The sequence below is a fragment of the Zooshikella sp. RANM57 genome, from assembly GCF_050749885.1.
Lineage (GTDB): Bacteria > Pseudomonadota > Gammaproteobacteria > Pseudomonadales > Zooshikellaceae > Zooshikella.
Genome location: NZ_JBOIUB010000002.1, coordinates 379,733 through 406,292, shown reverse-complemented (window position 1 = coordinate 406,292; position 26,560 = coordinate 379,733). Strand labels below are relative to the sequence as shown.

Annotated in this window: 25 protein-coding genes and 1 tRNA gene; 13 read left to right on the top strand and 13 right to left on the bottom strand. The window is 43.4% G+C overall.

The features are described 5' to 3' along the window. Positions 1–2 precede the first annotated feature (2 nt). Entirely contained in the window at positions 3–3,326 is a 3,324-nt protein-coding gene (locus tag ACQ96U_RS06440) for an SNF2-related protein (protein ID WP_431720418.1), read from the bottom strand. 403 nt (positions 3,327–3,729) lie between these two features. Beyond that, positions 3,730–3,820 (bottom strand) — tRNA-Ser (locus tag ACQ96U_RS06435). 300 nt (positions 3,821–4,120) lie between these two features. On the opposite strand from ACQ96U_RS06435, the gene ACQ96U_RS06430 reads away from it, so the two are divergent. From ACQ96U_RS06430 to ACQ96U_RS06410, 5 genes are all read left to right on the top strand, one after another. Next, entirely contained in the window at positions 4,121–4,804 is a 684-nt protein-coding gene (locus tag ACQ96U_RS06430) for a Bax inhibitor-1/YccA family protein (RefSeq protein ID WP_431720417.1), read from the top strand. Between the two features lie 90 nt (positions 4,805–4,894). Next, a complete protein-coding gene (tusD, locus tag ACQ96U_RS06425; protein ID WP_431720416.1) occupies positions 4,895–5,287 on the top strand; it encodes a sulfurtransferase complex subunit TusD in 393 nt (130 codons plus the stop codon). Positions 5,288–5,298: 11 nt separating this feature from the next. Continuing rightward, positions 5,299–5,691 (top strand): sulfurtransferase complex subunit TusC, encoded by a 393-nt coding sequence (gene tusC / locus ACQ96U_RS06420; protein ID WP_431720415.1) that lies wholly within the window; start codon positions 5,299–5,301, stop codon positions 5,689–5,691. Between the two features lie 2 nt (positions 5,692–5,693). Further along, positions 5,694–5,999, top strand: a complete 306-nt coding sequence (gene tusB / locus ACQ96U_RS06415) for a sulfurtransferase complex subunit TusB (RefSeq protein WP_431720414.1) — start codon at positions 5,694–5,696, stop codon at positions 5,997–5,999. 3 nt (positions 6,000–6,002) lie between these two features. After that, on the top strand, positions 6,003–6,338 hold the full coding sequence (locus ACQ96U_RS06410; RefSeq protein WP_431720413.1) for a TusE/DsrC/DsvC family sulfur relay protein: 336 nt from the start codon (positions 6,003–6,005) through the stop codon (positions 6,336–6,338). A gap of 79 nt (positions 6,339–6,417) precedes the next feature. Here ACQ96U_RS06410 and cysG read toward each other — a convergent pair whose 3' ends face one another. The 6 genes from cysG to ACQ96U_RS06380 all read right to left on the bottom strand — a co-directional run bounded on the left by cysG (position 6,418) and on the right by ACQ96U_RS06380 (position 14,000). Beyond that, a complete protein-coding gene (gene cysG, locus ACQ96U_RS06405) occupies positions 6,418–7,824 on the bottom strand; it encodes a siroheme synthase CysG (RefSeq protein ID WP_431720412.1) in 1,407 nt (468 codons plus the stop codon). A 40-nt stretch (positions 7,825–7,864) separates the two neighbouring features. Continuing rightward, positions 7,865–9,151, bottom strand: a complete 1,287-nt coding sequence (serS, locus tag ACQ96U_RS06400; protein WP_431720411.1) for a serine--tRNA ligase — start codon at positions 9,149–9,151, stop codon at positions 7,865–7,867. 61 nt (positions 9,152–9,212) lie between these two features. Further along, positions 9,213–9,593 (bottom strand): fluoride efflux transporter CrcB, encoded by a 381-nt coding sequence (gene crcB / locus ACQ96U_RS06395; protein ID WP_094787404.1) that lies wholly within the window; start codon positions 9,591–9,593, stop codon positions 9,213–9,215. A 3-nt stretch (positions 9,594–9,596) separates the two neighbouring features. Further along, positions 9,597–10,928, bottom strand: a complete 1,332-nt coding sequence (locus ACQ96U_RS06390) for a replication-associated recombination protein A (protein ID WP_431720410.1) — start codon at positions 10,926–10,928, stop codon at positions 9,597–9,599. Next, a complete protein-coding gene (lolA, locus tag ACQ96U_RS06385; protein WP_431720409.1) occupies positions 10,929–11,552 on the bottom strand; it encodes an outer membrane lipoprotein chaperone LolA in 624 nt (207 codons plus the stop codon). A 27-nt stretch (positions 11,553–11,579) separates the two neighbouring features. After that, a complete protein-coding gene (locus ACQ96U_RS06380; RefSeq protein WP_431720408.1) occupies positions 11,580–14,000 on the bottom strand; it encodes a DNA translocase FtsK in 2,421 nt (806 codons plus the stop codon). Between the two features lie 291 nt (positions 14,001–14,291). On the opposite strand from ACQ96U_RS06380, the gene aat reads away from it, so the two are divergent. The 3 genes from aat (at position 14,292) to infA (ending at position 16,294) form a co-directional block, all read left to right on the top strand. Further along, positions 14,292–14,990, top strand: a complete 699-nt coding sequence (gene aat / locus ACQ96U_RS06375) for a leucyl/phenylalanyl-tRNA--protein transferase (RefSeq protein WP_431720407.1) — start codon at positions 14,292–14,294, stop codon at positions 14,988–14,990. Between the two features lie 29 nt (positions 14,991–15,019). After that, the gene (locus ACQ96U_RS06370) at positions 15,020–15,727 is read left to right on the top strand and encodes an arginyltransferase (protein ID WP_431720406.1); all 708 of its coding nucleotides are present in this window, start codon (positions 15,020–15,022) and stop codon (positions 15,725–15,727) included. 348 nt (positions 15,728–16,075) lie between these two features. Further along, entirely contained in the window at positions 16,076–16,294 is a 219-nt protein-coding gene (infA, locus tag ACQ96U_RS06365) for a translation initiation factor IF-1 (RefSeq protein ID WP_027706826.1), read from the top strand. Between the two features lie 399 nt (positions 16,295–16,693). On the opposite strand, the gene clpA is transcribed toward infA, so the two are convergent. Both clpA and clpS read right to left on the bottom strand, forming a co-directional pair. Next, positions 16,694–18,952 carry an ATP-dependent Clp protease ATP-binding subunit ClpA gene (clpA, locus tag ACQ96U_RS06360; protein ID WP_431720405.1) on the bottom strand — a complete coding sequence of 753 codons (2,259 nt, stop codon included), beginning with the start codon at positions 18,950–18,952 and terminating at the stop codon, positions 16,694–16,696. A 37-nt stretch (positions 18,953–18,989) separates the two neighbouring features. Then, positions 18,990–19,388, bottom strand: a complete 399-nt coding sequence (gene clpS / locus ACQ96U_RS06355; protein ID WP_373687354.1) for an ATP-dependent Clp protease adapter ClpS — start codon at positions 19,386–19,388, stop codon at positions 18,990–18,992. 210 nt (positions 19,389–19,598) lie between these two features. Between clpS and cspD the strand changes: the two genes are divergently transcribed. Then, complete coding sequence (gene cspD / locus ACQ96U_RS06350; RefSeq protein ID WP_431720404.1) at positions 19,599–19,880, top strand: cold shock domain-containing protein CspD; 282 nt, start codon at positions 19,599–19,601, stop codon at positions 19,878–19,880. Between the two features lie 118 nt (positions 19,881–19,998). Here cspD and icd read toward each other — a convergent pair whose 3' ends face one another. The 3 genes from icd to moaC form a co-directional block, all read right to left on the bottom strand. Continuing rightward, complete coding sequence (gene icd / locus ACQ96U_RS06345; protein ID WP_431720403.1) at positions 19,999–21,255, bottom strand: NADP-dependent isocitrate dehydrogenase; 1,257 nt, start codon at positions 21,253–21,255, stop codon at positions 19,999–20,001. Between the two features lie 316 nt (positions 21,256–21,571). Then, on the bottom strand, positions 21,572–22,027 hold the full coding sequence (locus ACQ96U_RS06340) for a molybdenum cofactor biosynthesis protein MoaE (protein WP_431720402.1): 456 nt from the start codon (positions 22,025–22,027) through the stop codon (positions 21,572–21,574). Beyond that, positions 22,024–22,512, bottom strand: a complete 489-nt coding sequence (moaC, locus tag ACQ96U_RS06335) for a cyclic pyranopterin monophosphate synthase MoaC (RefSeq protein ID WP_431720401.1) — start codon at positions 22,510–22,512, stop codon at positions 22,024–22,026. The genes ACQ96U_RS06340 and moaC overlap by 4 nt, the downstream gene beginning before the upstream one ends. Positions 22,513–22,808: 296 nt before the next feature. On the opposite strand from moaC, the gene ACQ96U_RS06330 reads away from it, so the two are divergent. From ACQ96U_RS06330 to purB, 4 genes are read left to right on the top strand one after another with little or no spacing between them, the layout of a single operon-like run. Beyond that, entirely contained in the window at positions 22,809–23,273 is a 465-nt protein-coding gene (locus tag ACQ96U_RS06330) for an NUDIX hydrolase (protein WP_431720400.1), read from the top strand. Between the two features lie 45 nt (positions 23,274–23,318). Further along, the gene (gene mnmA / locus ACQ96U_RS06325) at positions 23,319–24,446 is read left to right on the top strand and encodes a tRNA 2-thiouridine(34) synthase MnmA (RefSeq protein WP_431720399.1); all 1,128 of its coding nucleotides are present in this window, start codon (positions 23,319–23,321) and stop codon (positions 24,444–24,446) included. 20 nt (positions 24,447–24,466) lie between these two features. Further along, positions 24,467–25,090 (top strand): high frequency lysogenization protein HflD, encoded by a 624-nt coding sequence (gene hflD, locus ACQ96U_RS06320; protein ID WP_431720398.1) that lies wholly within the window; start codon positions 24,467–24,469, stop codon positions 25,088–25,090. 55 nt (positions 25,091–25,145) lie between these two features. After that, on the top strand, positions 25,146–26,513 hold the full coding sequence (gene purB, locus ACQ96U_RS06315) for an adenylosuccinate lyase (protein WP_431720397.1): 1,368 nt from the start codon (positions 25,146–25,148) through the stop codon (positions 26,511–26,513). The last annotated feature ends 47 nt before the right edge of the window (positions 26,514–26,560 follow it).

Here is a 26,560-nt window from a genome sequence, read left to right as displayed (position 1 = left end):
AGTTACTCATGTTGGTCGAATGGTTGTAGCAGTAGCTGTAAATCTTCGTCGGTCAGCGATGTTTTGACCGTGGGAGCTTCATTGTATAAAGCATCCGCCAACTGTTGTTTTTTAGCCTGTAACATGAGCATTTGCTCTTCAATGCTGTGCTGAGTCACTAACCGATAAACAAATACAGGTTTGTCCTGGCCGATACGATAGGCTCGGTCGGTGGCTTGCTGTTGAACGGCAGGATTCCACCAGGGATCATAGTGAATCACCGTATCAGCTGCCGTTAGATTTAACCCTACTCCCCCAGCTTTAAGACTGAGTAAGAAGATAGGGATTTCACCTTGCTGAAACTCTTTAATGACAGCATGTCGATTTCGAGTTTGCCCTGTAAGTTTTACATAGGGTAATTGTTTGTCTGCTAACTCTTTTTCAATTAATTGCAGCATGCTGGTAAATTGCGAGAAAACCAGAATTTTTCGGTCTTCAGCCACCAGTTGCTCTAACATGTCGATAAGCATTTCGCGTTTAGCCGATTGGGTGACTTGTTGAGCTTCAGGGAGCTTAACCAGCTGTGGGTCACAACAGACCTGGCGTAGTTTCAAAAGAATATCCAGTATTTCAATTTGACTACGTTTTAAGCCTTTTTCTGCGATCAAGTTAGATACTCTATCTGCCATAACCTCGCGTAACGTGGCATACAACTTCCGCTGTTTGCCTGTAAGGCATACCAGCTTGGTCATTTCGGTTTTAGCGGGTAGTTCTTTTGCGACTTGGGCTTTGGTTCGACGGAGTAAGTAGGGCCGAATACGTTGGGTAAGTTCAGCCTGACTTTGACTGTTTTCTTGTTGTTCAATGGGTTTTCGGTAGAGTCGACGAAACTGTTGTCTTGTGCCCAGTAGTCCTGGCGTCAGGAAGTCAAATAGCGCCCAAAGTTCTTCAAGGTGATTTTCGACGGGTGTTCCTGTCAGACACAAACGATGTTGAGCATCGATCAGGCGTACCGCAGTTGCAGCCTTCGAGCGGGCATTTTTAATGGACTGTGCTTCATCAAGCACCATTAAATAAAAAGGTGTGTTTGAAAGGTGGGCTGCATCTCGTTGCAAGGTGCCATAGCTGGTAATGAGCATATCAATGTGGTTACCCGCTATTTGCGACCAAAGCTTCATTCGGTCTGTACCGTGCCAAATTAACGTTTTTAATTGAGGGGTAAAGTGATTTGCCTCTTGCTGCCAGTTTTCCAATAAGCTGGTAGGTGCAACGATCAATGCAGGTTGTTTTAGTCTCCCTTTCTCTTTTTCATAAAGAATATGGGCAAGTGTTTGCAGTGTTTTACCTAAACCCATGTCATCGGCCAAGATACCGCCCAGGTGGGATTTTCGTAAAAACTGTAACCAGTTTAAACCTTGATGCTGATAGTCTCGCAGCTGAGCTTTAAGTCCTTTAGGAGGAATCACTACTTCCATCAGGTCATGATTCAACTGCTTACCTAGCCCAAAAAGTGCTTTGTCTCCCTGGCGATGGATGTTATGCAGTTGCTCGGTTAACTGATGAATTCTACCCAAAATGGCTTTAGGTAATGAAAGGCCTTGTTTCCGCTTTAATGTTGGGCGTTCATAAAGCTCAACCAAAATACCAATGATGGGTGCAACTTCTTCTGCAGGTAAGGTAATCCAACGCTGGCCACTCGGATGTAATAAGACAACCGGATCAGGTAATGGGTCATCAGGTTGCAGTGTTGTGCGCTTCATCCAATCGATGATTAATGGCAGTAGCGCAATGTCTTCACCATCAATATTAATGGTGAGATTGAGTAGTACTTGGCTTTGTGTTTCAGGTTGCAAAGCAATTGACCATTGCTCTGCTTCTATAAATAGTTTTTCAGCGCTGTCTTTGATATCAACAGACCAGCCCTTTTGCGTCAGGTTATTAAGCTGCTGGCTAAAAAATTGATAGTTACTGAGAGGATCCTCTTTGGCATCCGGTAAGGGAAATGGCAACTTGATGTCTGTGGTTAACTGGCAATGCTCATTAAACACGGCTAAAGCTGTCAGCAGCTCAGTTGTTAATGTTTTTTCTTGTGCCAAGTCGCGCCTCAGTGTGACTGATTGGCCTTGTTCAACACTAAAGGTATGGTATGTATCTGCCGTTGTATCACCAGCAAGGAAATGTTGTTGACCATAAATAAATAAGGCATTGATAACATAATGCGTTTCAACCCACTGGATTAGCAGTTTAGGTTCAGGTGATGCTGTGGGTTTACTAATCGTTTCTGGTGAGGGTAAAGGTAGTACTTGTGAAAGCTTTTCTTGTTGGATAAATGCACTCAGCTCGTCAAACTGTGAAGCACTTATGCCTGGCATATAACGAAGTGCGTCAAATAAGCTGCTATCTAAGGGCTGCTCAATAATGCCACAGGCACCCGAAGTTTCATCTATATAAAAGGTGGGCGTTGTGGCTATTGATATCCAGTCTTTCGGAGTGTTCTGGAGGACTATTTCAAGTTTATAGTGGCCTTTGACTTCAGCCCATCTTAATGTTGTTTGCCGTGCATTATCTAAGAATAACTTATGGCCTTCAGTTTGAGTTAAGTAGGCTCTACCTGTCGTGATCAAGCGCTTAAGTAGTTCACTATTAATGGTTGGTTGCAGGCGTTTATCAAACGCATACATATCGGAAATAGGTTTTAATGCACTAATGATGACCTGGTCTTCTCGTGTCAAAGCGGGATGTGCGGTTACATTGCCTGTCAGTGGCTTGATTAATTTCCAACCATTCACAGTTTGTTGATACAGACCAATAGAGAAAAAAAGTTCAGTACTGGCGGCACTGGTTAAAGGTTGTAGTAGATACAGTACTGTTGGCTGACGAGGAATATCTGAAGCGGAGGGTAGTTCAATTGTTTTATAGGCTTCAGGTGTTGTTGGTTTTCGTCGTTGATATTGTTGATACCACACAGCCCACTGATTTTCAGGGACAGATGGTTGTTTTTCTGCTGCAGTTTGATCCTGTTTGAGTTGTTGCAATAAAGGTTGCTGCTGATACTCAATAAAGTGCAATAAGGCGGCTACAACATGTTTGCAATTAAAGCCTGTCGCGCATGTACAGTCGCCATTGATAGATGAGTGTCCGGTTTCTCTACGGATTATAATGTGCTGTTCATGAGGTGAGGCTTCATGATTATCAATATGGCTAATCAGTGATACCGCATTTTGATGCACCTGATCAATTCGGACACTGAGCACCTGTCCTGCTTTAAAGCAGTGTTTACCCCGGCCAAGTGTGGCATTGGAAAAAGCATGATGGAAATCTTGTTGTTTGAGAAAAGTATGGATCATGAGCTAGCAACCTAAGCAGATCAATCCTGTAGTAACCCAGAATAAATAGTTATTGCAAGCATGCATCAGGTAATTCGAAATGTATGACGGAATGATTAATGTGTTGATTCATAGTGAACGGCGAAGACCTATACCTTTCAAGCATTTTGTAATAGCCACTTGTATTTCAATGGATATTTAAGCTTCTCTTTTAATTACTTGGCCACATGTTGTGCTAATTCATGTTGTGTGCTGTTCGTATGAGAGCGCTAAGTTAAACCTCTATGGTACTCTGAATACTAAGACGCTGACCAGTGTCAGACACAGCAGAATAACGCTTTTGATGGATTGACAGGTATTAACTTGTCTTGTTAGACAATAAAAAAAGCCGTCTACAAGTAGACGGCTTTTTTAGATCTTAATTTGGCGGAGAGGCAGGGATTCGAACCCTGGGAGGGGTATTAGCCCTCGCCGGTTTTCAAGACCGGTGCTTTCAACCGCTCAGCCACCTCTCCGGAATTGAATTTCGGGTTGGATTATAACGACTTGGCATAACATTGCAACTTTTAATATTTTGATGCGTTAACCTAAGTTTAATACATCAGATATTGAGCGTTGCTGCCTCTATCTTACGAGGCCTGTTACATCTCGTCGGTTGCCAAAATATTGTTTGGCTGCCCCCGAAACACGAGGCGTATCTTACTGAATTTTTTTGGAGAGTCAACAGTCTAATTTCTTGATTTATATGAAGTACCAGGTATGATCATTTAAAAGATTCTCAATTGCACAAAATATCATCAAGCGAGGGTTTAGACGTGTTCGAGAATAAAGTGACAGCAGCTACTGCAACTACGCATACTATTGAGCGTGAGCGCTCAGTACTTGAAACTAACAAAGTGTTAAAAAACACTTATATATTGCTCAGTCTATCACTGGGCTTTTCTGCAGTGATGGCTTATGTGTTCCGCTTTTCTGCACCGATTAACCCTTGGGTCTTTTTAGGTGGCTTTATAGGTTTATCCTTTTTAGCTCAGATGCTTTGCCGAAGTGTTTGGGGTATTGCAGCCGTCTTTGCATTCACTGGATTTGTTGGGTACGCAATTGGCCCAATTATTGGTATGTTTTTACAAACAGCGGCTGGTACATCCATTGTTGCGAATGCGCTAGGTGGCACTGCAGCTATCTTCTTAGGCCTTTCTGGTTATGCACTAATGACGAAAAAGGACTTCTCTTTTCTAAGAGGGTTTATCACCGCAGGTGCAATTGTATTAATGATCGCTGTTGTGATGTCTCTGATATTCGATATTGGTGGTTTTAGCCTGGCTATTTCATGTGGTTTTATGTTGTTTGCCAGCGCACTGATCCTATTTCAAACAGGTCAGATTATTAATGGCGGTGAAACTAACTATATTTTAGCGACTATTACACTGTACGCTTCAATATATAACTTGTTTATTTCTTTATTACATATCTTTATGGCGCTAAGTGGTGATGACTAATCACTTGTGACCAGTCATTAGTTAATATAAGCTCAATAAAACCCTGCATATGCAGGGTTTTTTTATTAAAGGGGCTTAAGGAAGTCTGCCATGATTTTTTCATTAACGATTCTTGGTGCGCCAAATCATTCAGCCTCACCAAGTACAGCGCTTCGCTTTGTTAAAGCATTACTGGCTGAGGGACACCAAATTTATCGTATTTTCTTTTATGGTGAAGGTGTTCATACGGCCAGCCGAATTACCGTACCACCGCAAGATGAACAACAGTTGTCTCATGCTTGGCAAACCTTAATAGCGGAATACCAACTTGATGTTGTGGTTTGTATTGCTGCAGCACTTCGTCGAGGTATTATTGATGAGCAGGAGCAGCAACGTTATCAATTAGATGCGAATAACATGATAAAACATGCTGAATTATCTGGCTTAGGACAGTGGGTCGATGCTTGTCTACAAAGTGATCGGATGATCACCTTTGGTGAATAAGGAGTAACCAAATGGTAGTGCAAGTTGAAAGCAAAGAATCTAAAAAAGAAAAAAAAATTGCAGTCATTATTACCCAACCCCCCTACCAGTCTATAGCAGGTAAAGAAGGCTTAGACTTAGCGCTGGTAGCAGCTACCTTTGAGCAATCGGTAAGCCTGTTTTTTATTGGGGATGGGGTTTGGCAACTGGTTAAAGATCAGCAACCTGAACTGATAAACCAAAAAAATATCAGTGCCAGCTTTGGTGCTTTAGAGCTATATGGGATTGAAGACATTTACACTGATGTATCAGCACTTAAAAACTATAATCTGATCGAACAGGATCTAGTGATAACAACCCAAGTGATGGCCTTGGATAAGCTGGGGACTGTAATAGCATCTCACGATATTATTATTAATTTTTAATTATGGCGATATTACATACAGTTAATAAATCAGCAGCTTCACACCCTGCTCTTGAACAATGCCTGGCTACCATGCAAGCAGATAGTGCATTGTTGCTTATTGAAAATGGTGTGCTTAATGCTATCAATGAAGGTTTGATAGCGAATCAACTGGCTTTGCTTGCAGAGCAAAAACGATTATATGTTCTGGAAGTTGATGCTGCGGCTAGAGGAATCTCTCAACGGTTATTGGCCAATAGTCAGCTCATCAACGATAGTGAATTTGTTCAGTTATGTACGGTGTTTGATACGGTTCAGAGTTGGTATTGAGGTATGCAGCAGTTAGTGATGGGTGAAAGAAAAATTAGTCTGGATAAAGAAGGTTATCTGGTGGATCTTAAAGACTGGAGCCCTGAAGTGGCAAAGGTACTCGCTGAAAAAGAAGGCCTTGAGTTAAACGATCAACACTGGCAACTGATTGAGTGTATACGTAACTTTTATGAGCAGTTTCAACTGTCGCCAGCTATGAGGCCTTTGGTCAAATATATTGGTCAGCAGCTGGGAAAAGAAAAAGGTAACTCAATTTATTTAATGAGGTTATTTCCTGAAAGCCCCGCAAAACTAATGGCAAAAATAGCCGGCTTGCCTCGTCCAGATAATTGCTTATAGACGTATGTTTTTTGGGGGGAGCGATTTTTGAGTTGCCCTTTATTCCACTCTGTAAGCAACAAGCTAAAACTGATGTATGTTATTGAGGTGTAATGGTGGGTTGAGGCTCATACCAACTCAGCTTTTTATGCAGTTTAACCACATTGCCGACAATGATCAGTGTGGGAGGCTTGATGGTATGCTGTGTCACTAGGTCAGGCATTGTGGCGAGTGTGCCAGTAAAGACCAGCTGTTTTTCTGTTGTACCTTGTTGGACAAGGGCAATGGGTGTTTGAGAAGAGCGACCATGCTGAATGAGCTGCTGACAGATTTCTGGAAGCCCCATTAATCCCATATAGAATACTAATGTTTCATTGGGGACACATAGGTTTTGCCAGTCCAAGTCCAACTTGTCATGCTTACGGTGGCCTGTAATAAAACGCACAGACTGTGCGTAATCTCTGTGTGTCAGAGGAATTCCAGCATAGCAGGCACAACCTGATGCAGCGGTAATACCTGGCACCACTTGAAAGGGAATACCTGCTTCCGCCAAACGATCAATTTCCTCCCCTCCCCGACCAAAAATAAACGGGTCACCACCCTTCAGTCGTAGTACTCGTTTACCTTCTTTTGCAAGAGAAACTAATAGTTCATTGATTTGTGTTTGAGGTAACGCATGATTGGATCGAGCTTTACCCACATAAATCCGCTCAGCATCACGCCGGGTTAACTCAAGAATCGCGGGTGCAACGAGTCTGTCATAAAGGACCACATCAGCTTGCTGCATGAGACGAAGCGCTCTAAATGTCAGTAAATCAGGGTCACCAGGACCACCACCGACTAAATAAACCTCCCCTTGCGTGAAATGACTTGGATTTATCGTTTGTAGTTGCTGTTGAAGTTGGTTTTCTGCTTCTTCAGACTTGCCTGTTAAAACCAATTCTGCCGTACTGCTTGAAAAGAACTGCTCCCAGAAAACACGACGCTGGCGTACAGTTGGTAATGCAGCCTTAACTTGAGGGCGAAAACGTCCCACAAGTGCTGCCAGCTTACCGTATGCGGCTGGAATTAAGGTTTCTAACTTTCCCCGTAATAGCCTGGCCAGTACGGGTGCTGTGCCACCACTGGTCAGTGCAATAACTAAAGGGGAGCGATCAATAATCGCAGGGAAAATAACCGTTGATAATGAAGGGGAATCAACGACATTAACGGGTATGTTTTTTTGCTGCGCTAATTGTGAAATTTGCTCATTCGTTGCTGTGTTATTGGTACATGCAATAATAAGGTGAAATACGCCAATATCATTAGGTAAAAAACAGCGCGCAAGATGCGTACTTTGATGTTGCTTTAGTAGATCTTGAAGCTCAATGGTGCAATTAGGCGCGATAACGGTGAGTTGAGCACCCGCTTGCAGTAACAAGCGGGCTTTTCGGGTGGCGACATCGCCACCACCAACAATCAGGCAAGGTTGATCCTGTAACTGATGAAAAAGTGGTAAGTACTGCATCACCTTGCCCTGTGGGTTGAATTAAAAAGAGTCTGTAGCGTTATTCAATCACCGTCAGTCCACCCATATAAGGTTGGAGTACTTCAGGGATATGAATACGTCCAGCTTCATCCTGGTAGTTTTCCATGACCGCAATCAGGGTACGGCCAACTGCTAGACCAGAACCATTCAGTGTATTCAGTAGCTCAGGTTTATTGGATTCAGGATTCCGCCAGCGAGCTTGCATACGACGCGCCTGATAGTCCCGGGTATTACTGCAAGATGAAATCTCACGGTAGCGTTGCTGACCTGGTAGCCACACTTCAATATCATAGGTTTTAGCAGCAGAGAAACTCATATCGCCACCACACAGCACCATGACCCGGTAAGGTAAATTGAGCAGTTGCAGGATTTTTTCTGCATGGCCAGTCAGTGCTTCCAAAGCATTATCAGACTCTTCAGCTTTGACGATTTGCAAAAGCTCAACTTTGTCAAACTGGTGTTGGCGGATCATGCCACGGGTATCACGTCCAGCACTACCCGCTTCACTGCGGAAACATGGGGTATGGCAGACAAACTTTAAAGGAAGCTGATCAGCTGCCACGATTTCATCCCGAACCATATTAGTGACAGGTACTTCAGAGGTGGGAATGAGGTAGTAAGGCTGCAGAGTGTCATCACCACGATCCACTTTAAACAAATCTTCTTCAAACTTAGGCAGCTGACCCGTACCAAGCAAACTTTCTGTATTAACCATGTAAGGTACATAGATTTCCTGATAGCCATGCTCCTGGGTATGGGTATCCAGCATAAACTGTGCTAATGCACGATGGAGTCTGGCGATAGGCCCTTTCATGGTAATAAAGCGTGAGCCGGTGATTTTGGCAGCACGTTCAAAGTCCATACGCTGATGTTGTGCACCAAGATCAACGTGATCTTTGGCGGTAAACGCATAAGTCTTTGGTTCACCCCAGCGACGTATTTCCTGGTTATCGTCTTCAGTCTCACCGACAGGCACAGATTCATCAGGAATATTGGGGATTTGAAGTAACAGCTTATTAAACTCTTCCTGGACTTCAGCAAGCTCAGTTTCAGCAGCTTTAACCTCTTGGCTCAATTGATCCATTTTAGCCTTTAACGGAGCAACGTCTTCGCCACGTTTCTTTAGCTCGCCAAACTTTTTCGATTCAACTTTACGCTCATTTTGTAATTGTTGAGTACGGACCTGAATCGATTTACGACGACTTTCCAGTGACTGGATACTGGACACATCAAGCTCAAAGCCACGATTTTTGAGTTTTTCTGCTAGTTCTTCAGGGTTGGTTCGTACTAGTTTTGGGTCTAACATGAGCGTTTATAACCTTATTGAAAAAGCTCGCGCAATTTATTGTATTTACTAAAGTTCAATCTTACACAAGGAAGCGTTCAACAATCCAGAAACCAAGCCAGGTTGCGATTAAACACAATACAACACTGAGCAACAGGTAACCTAGTGCGATTGATAGCTCACCATTTTGCAGAATACGTAATGCATCCAGCGAGTAAGTTGAAAAAGTCGTGAACGCACCTAAAAAGCCTACAATTAATCCGTTACGCCAAACAGCCTGCAACTGCAAGCGTTCGACAATAGCGTAATAAGCAATGCCAATTAGGAATGAACCCACAACATTGACCACAAGTGTGGGTAAAGGAAATAGCTTACCGCCAGTTGTCGCATAAATAAAGTAAACTGAATATCGAGCCATAGCGCCAAGTGCGCCACCAAGGCCAATAATTAATAATTGTTGCATGGATTAATCCTGATAGCGCTTGTGGTCACTGTTTGCATTGAGCACGGCTAGGTGTGCCAGCTTATCACTGATCTTGTGTTCTAAACCACGAGGTACGGGATGGTAGTAATGACGTTGCTTGATCTCCTCAGGAAAGTAGCATTCGCCTGCCGCAAAAGCATCAGGCTCATCGTGTGCGTATCGGTAGCTATCCCCGTAACCGAGTGATTTCATAAGCTGGGTTGGTGCATTACGTAAGTGCTGTGGCACTTCATAGGAGGGGCTTTGCTTCACATCGGCCATGGCTGCTTTAAAGGCCTTGTACACCGCATTACTTTTTGCAGCACAGGCACAGTAAACAATGGCTTGAGCAATGGCCAGCTCCCCTTCTGGACTGCCCAGGCGCTCCTGTACTTGCCAAGCATTCAAGCTAACCTCTAACGCTCTGGGGTCAGCATTACCAATATCCTCACTGGCCATACGCACAACCCGGCGCGCAATATACAGAGGATCACAACCGCCGTCTAGCATTCGGGCAAACCAGTAAAGTGCCGCATCAGGATCTGAGCCTCGTACTGATTTGTGAAGGGCTGAGATTTGATCATAAAAAGCCTCACCACCTTTATCAAAACGTCGCAGGCTTTGACTAAGCACAGGCTTGATGATATCAGCAGTAAGCGTTTCCTGTGGTGAAATCAGGTCGGCCGCTATTTCTAATAAATTCAGTAGTCGGCGCGCATCACCATCAGCCGCTTGGCGTAACAGTTGATTAGCTTCATCGGTAATCTGGAGCTGTTGTTGCCCGAGTCCATGTTCTTTATCGGTCAATACACGATCGATTAGTTTACATAAACTATCATCACTAAGTGACTGTAATACATAGACTCTTGCCCTAGATAGCAAGGCATTATTCAGTTCAAAAGAAGGGTTCTCTGTGGTAGCACCAATAAAAATCAGCGTGCCGTCTTCTACATAAGGCAAAAAAGCATCTTGTTGGGCTTTGTTAAACCGATGTACTTCATCAACAAAGAGAATGGTTTTGCGCTGCTGCTGGCGAAGCATAAGAGCTTTATCAATGGCTGCACGAATCTCTTTTACGCCTGAGAGAACAGCAGACAGTGTCAGGAACTCGGCCTGAGCATGATGGGCTATCAGTTTGGCAAGAGTCGTTTTTCCAACACCAGGAGGCCCCCAGAAGATCATGGAGTGGATAACACCTTGGCTTATGGCATCGTATAATGGTTTGCCTGGTGTCAGCAGGTGTTCTTGTCCGAGGTAGTCGTTGAGCTGCTGGGGGCGCATGCGCGCCGCCAGTGGTTGATAAGGTGTTTCTTCTGAAAATAATGATAAAGTCATCTAACGCTCAATAACATCAACCCCTTCAGGGATATCCAGTTTGAATTGGCCTGACTCAATCTCAACATTGTTTTTAACATTGGAAAAGGTAATATCCGTCACTGAGCCTAGGGTGTCTTTAAGCATCATGCCAGTAATCTGCTCCCTCTTAAAGCTGATTTGTAAAGACTCAAATGCACTGTCTTCAGCTTTAGGTTTGAGTAAAAAGCTAGGCGTGTCACCTGATTTACTGGTTTGCGAAATATCAAAGTTATCTTTGAGTTTTTTGACATCACCACTTAACAGTAATGCAGGCGTGGAACTGAGCTGCTTATCCAGTTTCTGGATAGTCACCTGTTCCAGATCAGGATCATAAACCCATACCTTTTTACCATTGGAAATGACCAACTGTGGAAAGGGTCCTGTTACTTCCCAGCGAAACAAGTTTGGCCGTTGAACAGATAGTGTACCATTGGACTCTCTAGAGCGTGACTCTGCATCGTTTTGTGTTTTTTGCTGAAACTTAGCGGTGACTGTATTGGCTTTAGCCAATAAGCCATTTAACGCTTTGGCTGCTTCGGCATCTGCAAATAATGCCATGGGTAAACCCGTTAACACCAAAGCAAGAGAAAGTTTACGCAACATGTTTAACCCTTTTAATGTCAATGCAAATTATGGTTGAGGTGGTGCCGCGACCAACACTTCACGCGCGCCATTGCTACTCATGGGGCTAACCACACCTGCTGTTTCCATCGATTCAATAATTCGAGCTGCTCGGTTATAACCGATTTTAAGTTTCCGTTGTACAGCTGAAATTGAAGCACGGCGTGATTCTGTGACAAACGCCACTGCTTCGTCATAGAGCGGATCTTGTTCTGAATCGCCATCCAGACCTGCGCTAAAAGCACTACCTGCTCCGGCATCATCCACTGCCCCCGTTAGAATGTCATCCAGATAATCAGGTTCTGCACGCTGCTGCCAGTCATTAACGACTTGGTGCACTTCATTGTCAGCAACAAAGGCACCATGCACTCGAATGGGAACTGCAGTACCTGGTGGAAGGTACAACATATCACCTTGCCCTAATAACTGTTCTGCACCACCTTGATCAAGAATGGTGCGTGAGTCGACTTTAGACGACACTTGGAAGCTGATACGGGTTGGTATATTGGCTTTAATCAAACCGGTTATAACATCGACTGAGGGGCGCTGAGTTGCCAAAATCATGTGAATACCCGCCGCACGTGCTTTCTGAGCAAGGCGGGCAATCAGCTCTTCCACTTTTTTGCCCACAATCATCATCATGTCGGCAAATTCGTCAATCACGATGACAATGAAGGGTAATGTTTCCAAGATCAGAGGTTCTTCCCCTTCTATGTTCTCATGGAAGGGATCAAGTAAGGGTTCCCCTTTCGCCTTTGCCTCTCTTATCTTGCGGTTGAACCCGGCAATGTTACGGACACCCATCGCGGCCATAAGTTTGTAGCGACGTTCCATCTCAGCAACACACCAACGCAAGGCATTAGCAGCTTCTTTCATGTCCGTCACAACCGGAGCCAGCAAGTGTGGGATACCTTCATAAATAGATAATTCCAACATTTTGGGGTCAACCATGATCAGGCGAACTTCTTCTGGACTGGCTTTAAACAGCATACTGAGTATCATACTGTTAACCCCGACTGATTTACCTGAGCCAGTTGTTCCGGCTACCAACAGGTGAGGCATTTTAGCCAGGTCAACCACAACCGGCAGACCTGCGATATCATGACCAAGAGCCAGACTAAGTGGTGACTTGGCATCGGCATAGGCTTCAGAGTTAATCACTTCGCTAAAATGCACTACTTCCCGGTCTTCATTAGGAATTTCAATACCCACTACAGATTTGCCAGGAATAACCTCAACAACACGCACGCTGATAACGGCTAGTGAACGCGCCAGGTCTTTTGCCAGGTTGGAAATCTTGCTGACTTTAACACCGGGTGCAGGTTGAATTTCAAACCGTGTAATCACTGGACCTGGGTGTACGGCAACAACCTCAGCAATAACCCCAAAGTCTTTTAGCCGTTCTTCTAGCAAGCGAGATAATTGCTCTAGTGTTTCCGGTGAAAACCCTCGATCTGTTGACTTGTCTGGTTCGTTTAGTAGGGAAACTTCAGGTAATGAACCATCACTTTTTCCTTGATAACGCACTTGTCGACGCTGTTTGGGTTGAGATATTTTGGGTGGGCTTGAGGCTGGTACCTCATCTACTACAGGATCCTCTCCTACCATGTTTTGGGTTGAGGCTTCATAGACTAAATCAGCTTCAGGTGCTGAAAGTAATAATGGGTCTTGACGCTTTTGACTGGCTTTCTTGCGACGAGTGGGAGGACTAGAGGCCGTCTGCCTTTGTGCCCTCCCCTCCCAGTATCGTTGCCATTGGTTGACCATTAGTCGACCAACATGGGCTAGCGCACCAAAAAAATCCAATGTAATTTTTCCTAGCAAATCCATGAAAAGAAACCAGGAAAGATCCGTGACTATTGTGAAGCCAAATAAGAAAAGGGATAGCAGTAAAAGGGTCGAACCAATGGTATTCAACACCGGCATAGTTTCAGCAATCAACAGGTTGCCAAGAATACCCCCTGCTGTGGCAGGCATTTCAGCGGCATATTCGGTAAAGTGCAAGGTCGCTAAACCGGCACCACAGATAATGCTGATACCCAAACCCGTTAGCCTTAATGCCCAGATGGGTAGCCTGAATTGCAATGGATCATGACGCTTGCGTAATAGCTGTATCGCCATAAACCCAATAAAAAATGGAAATAGAAAAGCAAAATAACCAATAAACCAAAGTAATAGGTCTGCCACCCAAGCGCCACTCCGTCCAACCAGGTTGTGGATAGCACCATGAGTTTGCCCTGTATGAGACCAGCCTGGGTCTGCTGGACTATAAGAAAAGAGCGCCAGTATTAAGTAAATACAGCTGGCAATAAGGGCTATGAGCAAACCTTCACGAAGACGCATGCCAATATGGTGACGCGCCCGTGGTGGCGTACTTGGAGTAGATGGAGTTTTTCTGTTCCGCTTCGTAACTGTTTTTGAGCCTTTCAAATCAATGACCTTAACGCGATCTTACACTTACAGAGTATGACCAAGTTGACACACCTTAGAATTAAAAGTTCTTACATTGTACGGGTTTAGCACTTGGAAGCTAGCCGTGCAATCCCTTATGTTGTCGATTTTTTGACATCATGTTTTCATTAAACCGCAAATAACATACCAAGCTCAGTGTTAGCTGGGCTTGCAATGAGTATTGGTTTATCTGATTTTGTTAACCATAGTAATGACATTACGAATATGGTTTCATTCAAGAATAACGCCCATTAATAATACACGACACTCATGATTCGATTACCACTGTTGTTGCCTGGCAATGTTTGTTTTCCACCTGTGTCACAGGCCTTGAAAGAACCAAATGGACTGCTTGCCATGGGGGGGGATTTAGAGGTAAGTAGCTTGGTTAAAGCTTACCAGCAAGGTATTTTTCCCTGGTTTAATGAGGGAGAACCTATTCTGTGGTGGAGTCCAGACCCAAGACTTGTCTTATTTCCTAGTACTGTCCATATTAGTCGTAGCTTACAGAAGACATTTAACCGCAAAAATTTCAGCTTTACTTTTGATCAGTCATTTAATGACGTTATAACGGCTTGTGCTGCACCTCGAAGTAAACAGGCAGGCACCTGGATAACGCCAGCAATGTTATCCGCGTATCGTGCTTTGCATAAACAAGGTATCGCTCACTCCATTGAATGTTGGCAAGGTGATCAACTGGTGGGAGGGCTTTATGGGGTAGCTATTGGTCGAGTTTTTTTTGGTGAATCCATGTTTAGTAATGTGTCTGATGCTTCTAAGTGTGCTCTGATTGCCTTGGCCAAGCAGCTGCATGCATGGCAGTTTGGACTAATTGATTGTCAGGTAGAAAGTGACCATTTAATAAGCATGGGTGCTGAAACCCTTTCCCGAGAATCTTTTCTAAACTACTTAGAAAGATATTGTTCTTTACCAGGTCCTGAGCAATGGTCAATTACTGTAGATATCTGATTTAAACGCCTGTTGACTGTGAAAAGACTATGTCAGAGTTAAAGGAATTAAAGTTTTTTGCGACTCATCCTCATACCTGTAGCTATTTACCTGATCAGGAAGCAACCACATTGTTTCTTGACCCAAGTAAAGAGTTAAGTACTGCATTGTACAGCCAGTTGACCGACTTTGGCTTTCGACGCAGTGGTCAACACTTATACCGCCCACATTGTCGTTATTGTCAGGCGTGTATTCCGGCCAGAATTCCAGTGACTCGCTTTCAACGTAAACGGCGCTTTCAGCGCATCTGGAATAGAAATAAAGACTTGGTGGTTGAAGTGGTTAACCCTTATAGTGAGGATGAGATTTATCACCTTTATGAAAAGTATATCTTTCTTCGTCATCAGGATGGTGACATGTTTCCACCCAGTAAAGAGCAGTTTGAGTCTTTTTTGGTGGGGGGCTGGGACTTTGCCCAGTTTTACCTATTCTGGGAGCAGTCACGATTGATTGCTGTTGCAGTGACAGACCAGCTGGATAATGGCCTGTCAGCAATTTATACCTTTTATGATCCAGAGTATAGTCAGCGCAGCCTGGGTACTTTTGCTGTCTTATGGCAAGTAGAAGCATGCCAGTTACTGGGGCTGGATTATGTCTATTTGGGATACTGGATTAAATCTTGCCAGAAAATGCAGTATAAAGGCGAGTATCGTCCGCTGGAGGTTTTTGTAAATAACAAGTGGATCGAGTTGCAGTAATAGCCTTTACGCCTACAATTAAGATCTGATGACACTTAGGGAAGAGTTACTAATTTTAGCTAATCTTCTGTCGATATCACTTCAGTAATGCTGCCTTGCTTTGCCTTTTCGTTGTTGAGGCATAGCATGCTTAGTGGCTTTTCCTCCTGTGCCTTTCAATGTAAAGCGTTGTTATCTGAAATCATTTTTCTCGGCTCTGCTAAGAAAAATGTGGTCATAAAATACGATATTGTTATAGCAACCTTTACTTTTCTAGTTGTTTTCAGGCAGAATTCACCCCTATTTTGGGCTGGTCATGGCTAGGCCTGATACAGACTTGGTAAGTAACATGAAGAGGTAAAGCGCCGAATGGCAAAAGAAGATTCAATTGAAATGGAAGGTACGGTCATTGATACCCTTCCAAATACGATGTTTCGAGTTGAGTTGGAAAATGGGCATGTTGTTACAGCACATATTTCTGGCAAGATGCGTAAAAACTACATCCGTATTTTAACGGGTGATAAAGTGCGGGTTGAGTTAACTCCTTATGATTTAAGTAAAGGCCGTATTACTTATCGTGCTCGTTGATAAGTTTTAGACGACAGTATGCTGTTATAAGACTACTTATGTACGTTTGTTAAGTGATTAATAGGCTTAATTCTCGTCGTTTTAACGCTAACGCCTGATCGTATCATTCAACGGTAGGAATTAATTTTAACGCGATATGATGAAGTCGTGTTCATGGTGCTAGTATAAGTGCTGGAGGCTGCTAACGGCTAAGTATTATCGGAGACTTGGTAATATATCCGCCAGAGTTATGGGTGGCAGTGTGCGTTGAGCTTGTTCAGTCAAAAGTTTTAAACAGTTTATTGTATTGAAAGCATCCGAATAGCAGTTGGTTCTGTTATTCGGATGTTTTTGTTTGGGTATGTTTTACTGTTGAAACAAATATTACCTCAGCTAAGCGTTAACTGAGGTACATTTATGTTAGTGGTCTTCTAACTCAAAATTTAACTCATCTTCTTTGACAAAGACTTTGACAGTTCCGCCATTCCCTGCGAGTTTGCCGAATAGAATTTGCTCGGCTAAAGGTTTTTTCAAAACATCTTGAATGACCCGTACCATGGGTCGAGCACCCATTTGCTTGTCGTAACCTTTATCAGCCAACCACGCACGCGCTTCTTCATCCACTTCCAGCAGCACTTTTTTATCATCCAACTGGCTCTGCAGTTCGGTGAGAAATTTATCCACCACATGCTTGATGGTTTCTTCTGTAAGGGGTTGAAATTGAATGATGCCATCCAAACGGTTACGAAACTCGGGGGTGAAGGTTTTCTTGATGATCTCCATAGCATCTGTTGAGTGATCTTGTTCAGTAAAACCAATTGAGGCTCGACTGGTCTGCTCAGCTCCAGCATTGGTTGTCATCACTAAAATAATATTGCGAAAATCAGCTTTACGACCATTGTTGTCTGTGAGTGTGCCATGGTCCATGACCTGAAGGAGCAAATTAAATACTTCAGGATGCGCCTTTTCGATTTCATCCATAAGCAACACACAATGAGGTGATTTGTTAATAGCTTCCGTAAGTAAACCACCCTGATCGTAGCCGACATAACCCGGAGGTGCACCAATTAAACGAGAAACAGTATGGCGCTCCATATACTCAGACATATCAAAGCGAACCAGCTCAATACCAAGAATTTCAGCAAGCTGACGACTGACTTCGGTTTTACCCACTCCTGTGGGGCCTGCAAACAGAAATGAACCTACAGGCTTTTCTGGGGCTTTTAATCCTGCGCGTGACAATTTGATTGCAGTTGTCAGTGAGTCTATGGCTTCGCTTTGGCCAAAGACCACCATTTTTAAATTACGCTCTAAATTCTTAAGTACTTCTTTATCTGAAGCAGAAACACTTTTCGGTGGAATTCTCGCGATTTTAGCGACAATGGTTTCGATATCGGCAACACCAATCGTTTTTTTGCGTTTATTTTCAGGTTGTAAACGCTGAAATGCCCCTGCTTCATCAATGACGTCGATGGCTTTGTCAGGCATATGGCGATCATTAATGTAGCGATCGGCTAACTCAGAAGCCGCTTTTAAGGCAGTATCCGTATATTTAATGGCATGATGCTCTTCAAAACGAGATTTTAGCCCTTTGAGAATTTGGAATGTATCCTCCACAGAGGGTTCATTCACATCGACTTTTTGAAAGCGTCTAGCTAATGCACGATCTTTTTCAAAAATACCGCGGAATTCTTGAAAGGTAGTGGAACCGATACAGCGTAACTCTCCAGAGGTTAACATAGGCTTCAGTAAATTAGAGGCGTCCATTACGCCACCGGATGCTGCGCCTGCACCAATAATGGTATGAATTTCATCAATAAATAGAATGGCGTGACGCTTTTTGCGTAACTCAGCCAGTAAATGTTTAAAACGTTTTTCAAAGTCACCACGATATTTGGTTCCTGCTAGCAGGGCACCCATATCTAATGAATAAATAGTGGCATCTTGTAAAATATCAGGCACTTCACCGTCAACCACACGTTTTGCTAACCCTTCAGCGATGGCTGTTTTACCTACCCCCGCTTCCCCGACAAGTAGCGGGTTATTTTTACGCCGACGCGTCAGTATTTGCGAAACACGTTCTAATTCGCTGTCACGGCCCACGAGCGGGTCAATACGTCCCAGTCTGGCCTGTTCATTAAGGTTGGTTGCGTAGTTCTCTAGTGGGTTGCTAGACGTTGTTCCTTCAGCGACGCCCTCTTCCTCTTGCTCATGGCCCACATCATCCTGGTCAGAAGTGCCAGGCACTTTGGAAATACCATGAGCGATATAGTTGACGACATCGATACGTGCAATTGTTTGCTGTTTGAGAAAATAAACAGCCTGGCTTTCTTGTTCACTAAAAATAGCGACCAAAACATTTGCGCCAGTGACTTCTTTTTTGCCTGAGCTTTGAACATGAAATACAGCACGCTGTAATACCCGTTGAAAGCCCAGCGTAGGCTGTGTTTCGCGTTCTTGCTCGTTACTGGGAATCAGCGGCGTTGTTGAATCAACAAACTCGGTGAGATCTCTACGCAAACGATCCATATCTGCGCCACAAGCTCTCAACACCTTTAACGCGGCCTCATTGTCCAATAGTGCTAGTAGTAGGTGCTCCACGGTCATAAATTCATGCCGTTTTGCCCGAGCGTCCTTGAAAGCAAGGTTCAGGGTCACTTCGAGGTCTTTATTCAGCATACTGGTACCTTAAGCATTCGCCATTAACTTTTGCTATTTAATTAGCTTTTTCTATTGTGCAGAGCAGTGGATGTTGGTTCTCTCTAGAATATTGATTAACCTGCTCGGCTTTAGTTTCGGCAATGTCGCGGGTAAAGACCCCACAAATCCCTTTCCCTTCTGTGTGCACTTTCAACATCACCTGAGTTGCTTTCTCTCGGTTCATGTTAAAAAACACCTCTAAGACTTCGACCACAAAATCCATCGGGGTGTAGTCGTCATTGAGCAGGACCACCTTATACATTGACGGTGGCTTAAGTTTCGGCTTGGCTGGCGCAACAAGAAGTTGTCCGTCCTCATCGAAACTTTCTTGTCCGTCCTCATTTTCTAATGTTAGACGAAGTTCCTTTAGTTTACCCATTGCATACCAATCTGTTTTTTCGCGACCAAGATTCATAAAGTTAGTATAATACCTTGCTTATGCTACAAATGCAGTTGTTAAAAACTTGACAGAAACCTCTGCATGTTAAACACTAGTTTAAAAACCACGCGTTGGTTTAAGTGTCTTATGTGTGACAATGTGACGTGGAATATTGTGACGAGGGACAGTGTCGCATATTTGTTGTAGGAACTACTCCGCAAGGAGTTTTTGCAGAGGGAATAAAGCATGCCAACAGGTAAAGTTAAATGGTTTAATAACGCAAAAGGTTACGGATTTATTTTGCCTGAAGATAGTAATGAAGACCTGTTTGTGCACTATTCATCAATTGAGATGGATGGCTACAAAACATTAAAAGCGGGACAACAAGTGAACTTTGATATTTTACAGGGACCAAAAGGGTTACATGCCATCAATATTGTGCCCGTAGAAGATAAAAGTGAACATGATCAAAGGGACGCTGAATCCAACCATATTCACTCGGCAGATGATGTACATCTTCCAGCGTAAATAATGGGTGTCTGTTTGAGTGAAGAACCATAACAGGTTTTTTAAAGGGGCTAGCCAGCCCCTTTTCTTATATGTGTATTCACATGTGAATGTGAGTAAGCCGCATTAGGTCTTGGGCTTACATATTAGCAATAATGGCATCAGCGAATTCAGAGCATTTTAGCAATGTAGCTCCTTCCATCAGCCGCTCAAAATCATAAGTTACAGTCTTGGCAGCTATCGCTCCTTCCGTACCTTTAATAATAAGATCTGCAGCTTCTGTCCATCCTATATGACGTAGCATCATTTCAGCAGAAAGAATCAATGAGCCTGGGTTTACTTTGTCCTGACCAGCATACTTAGGTGCAGTACCATGAGTCGCCTCAAAAATAGCTACGTTATCGCTTAGGTTGGCACCTGGAGCGATACCAATTCCACCAACTTCAGCCGCAAGAGCATCAGATAGATAGTCTCCATTCAGGTTCAAGGTAGCGATAACATCATACTCTGCAGGACGCAGCAGAATTTGTTGCAGCATGGCATCAGCAATGACGTCTTTAATAATGATTTCACGTCCAGTGTTTGGGTTGTTGAGTGTGCACCAAGGACCTCCGTCCAATAATTTCGCGCCAAACTCTTGCTGAGCTAACTCATAGCCCCACTCTTTAAAAGCACCTTCAGTGTATTTCATGATATTACCCTTGTGGACGAGGGTAACGGATGATTTGTCATTATCGATGGCATATTGAATGGCACGACGAACAAGGCGTTTAGTGCCTTCTTCAGAAACAGGTTTAATACCGATACCACAGTTTTCGTCAAAGCGAATTTTAGTAACACCCATTTCTTCTTTTAAAAACTTGATGATTTTATCAGCCTCAGGAGAGCCGGCTTTCCACTCAACACCCGCATAAATATCTTCGGAGTTTTCGCGGAAAATACACATATCAACATCTTGAGGTTTCTTGACCGGACTTGGAACACCAGTGAACCAACGTACGGGACGTTGACAAACATACAAATCAAGCTCTTGACGAAGGGCTACGTTTAATGAGCGAATACCGCCACCGACAGGTGTCGTTAGTGGTCCTTTAATACCTACTGCAAACTCTTTGAAAGCTTCAAGTGTTTCTTCTGGTAACCACGTATTTTCATCATAAACCTGTGTTGCTTTTTCACCTGAGTAAACTTCCATCCAGGAAATTTTTTTGCTGCCGTTATAGGCTTTTTTTACTGCGTTATCGACAACGTTTATCATGGCTGGAGTGACATCAACACCTATACCATCCCCTTCAATGTAGGGAACGATTGGGTTGTTAGGAACGTCGAGGGACAAGTCAGCATTAACTGTAATTTTTTCACCATGAGCAGGTACGTTGATGTGTTGATATCCCATTACTTACTCCATTTCTCGTGTATGAATTTTTTGGTTGAAAAACTGTATGACAACCTTTTTGGTGGCATTATTGTTGTAGGTTTTGCCTTAAAAGTCACGTACTTTTTCCTTGTAAATACAACATGATAGGTAGGATTTTTCTGGTGAATAATGAATATAAACCTCAGTTTATTGCATTATTTTATATGATGTTTTATACAGTTATTTTACGTGACTTTTTAGTGACGTGGTCACGTCACTAAAATAAAAATAGATGATCATTTGTTTTAAAGAATTTTGTCTGTTTACGTATTAAAAAGCTGTTAAGTGGGTATATTTATTTTATCCATTTTTTTCGTGCCTGTTGATCTGAAGCTTTTGCGGTTACCCAGTGAGCGCCATTTGGATAAACCTCTTTTTTCCAGAATGGTGCTTCAGTTTTGAGATAGTCCATCACAAATGAAGCAGAATCAAATGCTGCCTGCCGGTGAGGTGCTGCGCAGCCAACAAACACTATCTGCTCATGTGCGTGTAATATTCCTGTTCGATGAATCACCGTACATGCCAAAATATTCCATCGACTTGAAGCTTTTGTCATAATGTTTTGCAATGTTGTTTTAGCCATTGCAGGATAACATTCAAGCTCCATGTGTTGTATATCACCTTGCTCACAGATTTCTCGTACTAAACCTGTGAATGTCACTATAGCTCCTGCATCTGGTGCTGCTTGCCGAAGTTGTTGATAAGCTTGATGATGATTAAAGTCGTCTTCTTGTATCTGAATAGTGATCATGATGAGGCCCGTTGCCAGTGGCCAGATTTGCCCCCTGTTTTTTCCAGTAAGCAGGTATGCTCAATAATAATCCCCTTATCAAAGGCTTTGCACATATCGTAGAGTGTTAATGCTGCAATAGACGCGGCAGTCAGTGCTTCCATTTCGACGCCTGTTTTCCCGGCGAGTTTACAACAGGCTAATACCTGGACTTGGTGAGTGTCAGGTAACAGGTTAAAGTCAATGGTGACATTACTCAGTGCTAAGCTGTGACATAGAGGTATCAACTCAGCACATCGCTTTGCAGCTTGTATGCCTGCGATCCTCGCTACGGCAAAAACATCGCCTTTAGGATTATTTTCAGTGAGTTTGGTAAAACTGTCTGCTGAAAAGCTGACTAGACTTTGGGCTGTTGCTGTGCGTGATGTTATTTGTTTTTCTGTGATATCCACCATGTGGGCTTGGCCCTTACTATCCAGGTGGGTAAATGGAGAACTATTTTCCATCTTAAACTCACTTAGGTGTTAATTGGTAAAGTGGGTGAATGACAATTTATACTGAGTTGTGATGCATATATTGCTTATTTGTGTATTTTGTGTAGATGGAGACCATACTGTAAATTAAAGCAGGTTGCGAATAAGCCGCGTGGTTAATTATCGAAAACAAGTGTCGTACTCACTGTTTTTATCACCAAGTTCTTAAAAACTTAATGGAAAAAACGAGTTGATACCTTTTAGTTTATCGATTGCCTAAGCTTTAAATACTAACAGGCGGTCTCTTCCCTTCTCAATTGGACCTAAGTATGACGGATAACTTTCAACCCTGGTGTCCCCGAGCGGCAGTTGCCACGATTGTCGAGTCTGAAAATCGATTTTTGTTGGTAGAAGAGATGATTTTAGGGGCGAGAGTGATTAATCAGCCTGCAGGTCATCTTGAGTATGGTGAGTCTCTAGTGTCTGCTGCTCAGCGAGAAACACTTGAGGAAACAGGATGGGAGATTCGTGTGACCGGCCTAGTGGGTATTTATCGGTTTAACCCTCCGCAATCACCAGGTGTGACTTATCATCGTTTTTGCTTTGTCGGCGAACCTGTTAATCATATGGGGCATCAAGCTCTGGATGATGAAATAGAACAAGTACTCTGGCTGACGTATCCCGATATTATACAGCGTAAGTCGTCATTGCGCAGTCCTCTGGTACTTCGTTGCATAGAGGATTATCAAAAGGGATATCGATATCCATTGGAACTTATTGTAGAGCCTGCGTAGAATAGCAGCTACTTAATTAAGTGTGAGTAACATGTTCGGTAGTTTATGAGTAACCAAGAATATCCAGAACCACAGAATACTAGAGTCATTGTGGGCATGTCTGGTGGCGTTGATTCTTCTGTCGCTGCCCTTTGCTTAAAGCAACAAGGCTATCAGGTAGAAGGCCTGTTCATGAAGAATTGGGACGAGGATGATGGCACTGAGTATTGTACAGCTCGTGAGGACTTAGCCGACGCCCAGGCCGTTTGCGACAAGCTGGGAATTCACTTACATACGGCTAACTTTGCCGCAGAATATTGGGATAATGTCTTTGAGCACTTTTTACACGAGTATCGTGCAGGGCGAACACCTAATCCTGATATTCTGTGTAATAAAGAAATCAAGTTTAAAGCATTTCTGGATTATGCGCAGTTACTTGGTGCTGACTATATTGCAACGGGACACTATGCGCGTCGAGGTTCACACAATGGCAAGGCATGTTTACTGAAAGGTAAAGATCCCGATAAAGACCAAACCTATTTTTTACATGCTGTGGGTTATCAGCAGCTAGCTAAGACATTATTTCCTGTGGGGGAAATGCATAAACCTGATGTACGAAAACTGGCGGCTGAGCACCAACTGATTACTCATAATAAAAAAGACAGTACTGGTATATGCTTTATCGGTGAGCGACGGTTCAGTGACTTTTTAAAACGTTATTTACCCGCACAGCCTGGCCCTATTAAAACAGCAGATGGTGAGCTTATTGGTGAACATCAAGGGTTAATGTATCACACACTAGGTCAGCGGCAAGGATTGGGTATTGGTGGTGTGAAAGGTGCGAATGAAGCACCATGGTATGTGGTTGAAAAAGATGTTGCGAATAATGTGCTGGTAGTAGCACAAGGCAATCAGCATCCTTTGTTATTCTCAGAAGCATTAATAGTGGGTCATGTTGATTGGATATCAGGAGAAAGCCCTGCTTTGCCTATCAGATTGCATGCTAAGGTGCGTTATCGTCAGACTGAGCAACCCTGTGAGGTTAAATCGTTACAGTCTGGTGGTTATTTGGTGATATTTGATCAGCCACAGCGCGCAGTAACACCAGGACAATCTGTGGTGTTTTATCAGGATGACCTGTGCTTGGGGGGCGGCGTCATAGAGTCCCGCTTACATACTAAACCCGTAGAATAAAATATAGCTTTCCTCTATTCATGAGTACGTATTCATATAAAGACCAGGCGTTGGCGTTAGCAGGTGTGTTCCAGGCTGCGAATCTTGTTGAAAAGGTTGCGAAGACGGGGCAAGCGCCAGAAGATGCACTAGCCTCTTCCCTTACCAGTATTTTAAACACATCACCCACTTCAGTGGCTGATGTGTTTGAGGGATCGAGTGGGGTAATGATGGGACTACGAGTATTACGTAGTGTTTTACAAAAAGAAGCGTCTTCCATGCAGACTGACACTATTCGCTATGCGCTGACCTTATTACATTTAGAGCGCAAACTCAGCAAAAACCCAGCCATGCTTACTGAAGTTGCCAACCGCCTTGAAAAAATAAAAGACCAGGTTAATCACTTTGCGGTTACCCATGAAAATATCATTGCTGCATTTGCCAGCCTTTATCAGGATACGATCAGTACCTTCCGTACCCGTATTCAAGTTACAGGAGAAATGAGACATCTTCAGCAGCAAGTGAATGCAGATAAAATTCGTGCGTGTCTATTAGCGGGCATTCGAGCCGCGATGCTTTGGCATCAGACCGGCGGTAGCCGTTGGCAGTTATTACTTTCACGCAGTAAGTTACTGGGTGGCGTCGAGTCTTGTATTCACGCTTAATTCAGGTTTTGGGTTATACACGTTTGAACAACTGTGAGTTATAAGTGGTTTCATAATGCAACTATCTTCTTTAACAGCGTTATCCCCTGTTGATGGTCGTTATAGTAATAAGACAACTGATTTACGACCTTTTTTTAGTGAGTATGGTCTACTTCGCTACCGGGTAGAGGTTGAAGTCTGCTGGTTACAGCAATTGGCTGCAACACCCGAAATTACTGAAGTCCCTCCCCTTTCTTCTTCCGCAAATGCTTTTCTAGAACAAGTACTGGAAGAGTTTGATGAGCAAGAAGCTGCCCGAATTAAAACCATTGAGCAAACGACAAACCATGATGTTAAAGCGGTTGAGTACTATTTAAAGGAACAGCTCGATCGACATCCTGAGTTGGTAACCGTTAAAGAGTTTGTACATTTTGCTTGTACTTCTGAGGATATTAACAATCTGGCTCACGGTTTAATGCTGAAAAATGGCTTAGATCAGGTACTGATACCGTCAATGGAACAAGTGGTTGAGGCCATACGCGCTCTAGCCCATCAGTATGCCACTATGCCGATGCTTTCTCGTACTCATGGCCAAACAGCGACGCCATCCACGTTGGGTAAAGAAATGGCCAATGTGGTGGCCCGATTAGAGCGCCAAATTACCCAGCTCAAGAAGGTTAAACTGCTGGGTAAAATCAATGGGGCTGTTGGTAATTTTAATGCACACTTAGTGACCTATCCTGAGGTAGACTGGTCTTCTTTGGCAGAGTCGTTTGTCCAGCAACTTGGTCTGTCATGGAATGCCTATACTACACAAATAGAGCCACATGATTATATGGCGGAGGTGTTTGACGCTGTTGCTCGTTTTAATACGATTGTTTTAGATTTCGATCGTGATGTTTGGGGCTATATTTCACTGGGCTATTTTAAGCAAAAAACCGTAGCAGGTGAAGTTGGGTCCTCAACCATGCCGCATAAGGTAAACCCCATTGATTTTGAGAACTCTGAAGGCAATTTAGGGTTAGCCAATGCGATTCTCCAGCATTTAACCGCTAAACTGCCCGTTTCACGTTGGCAGCGTGACTTGAGTGATTCAACAGTGTTACGAAATTTAGGCGTTGGCTTAGCACATAGTTTATTAGCGTATCAGTCAACGCTTAAAGGCATCAGCAAACTGGAAGTCAATGAACAACGTATACAAGAAGATTTAATGAGTGCCTGGGAGGTTTTGGCTGAGCCCATTCAAACGGTTATGCGTCGTTACGGCATTCCTGAACCATATGAAAAGCTAAAAGCATTAACGCGGGGTAAAGCAATTACCGCAGAAACACTTCAGCAGTTTATTAATGCTCTAGAGCTGCCTGATAGTGTGAAACAGCAGCTTTTGGCGTTAACACCAGCAACTTATATAGGTAACGCAACAAGTCAGGCACAGCAAGTATAATACGTTACTCATAAATTACTGTTCATTATCTTTGTGGGTATTAATTT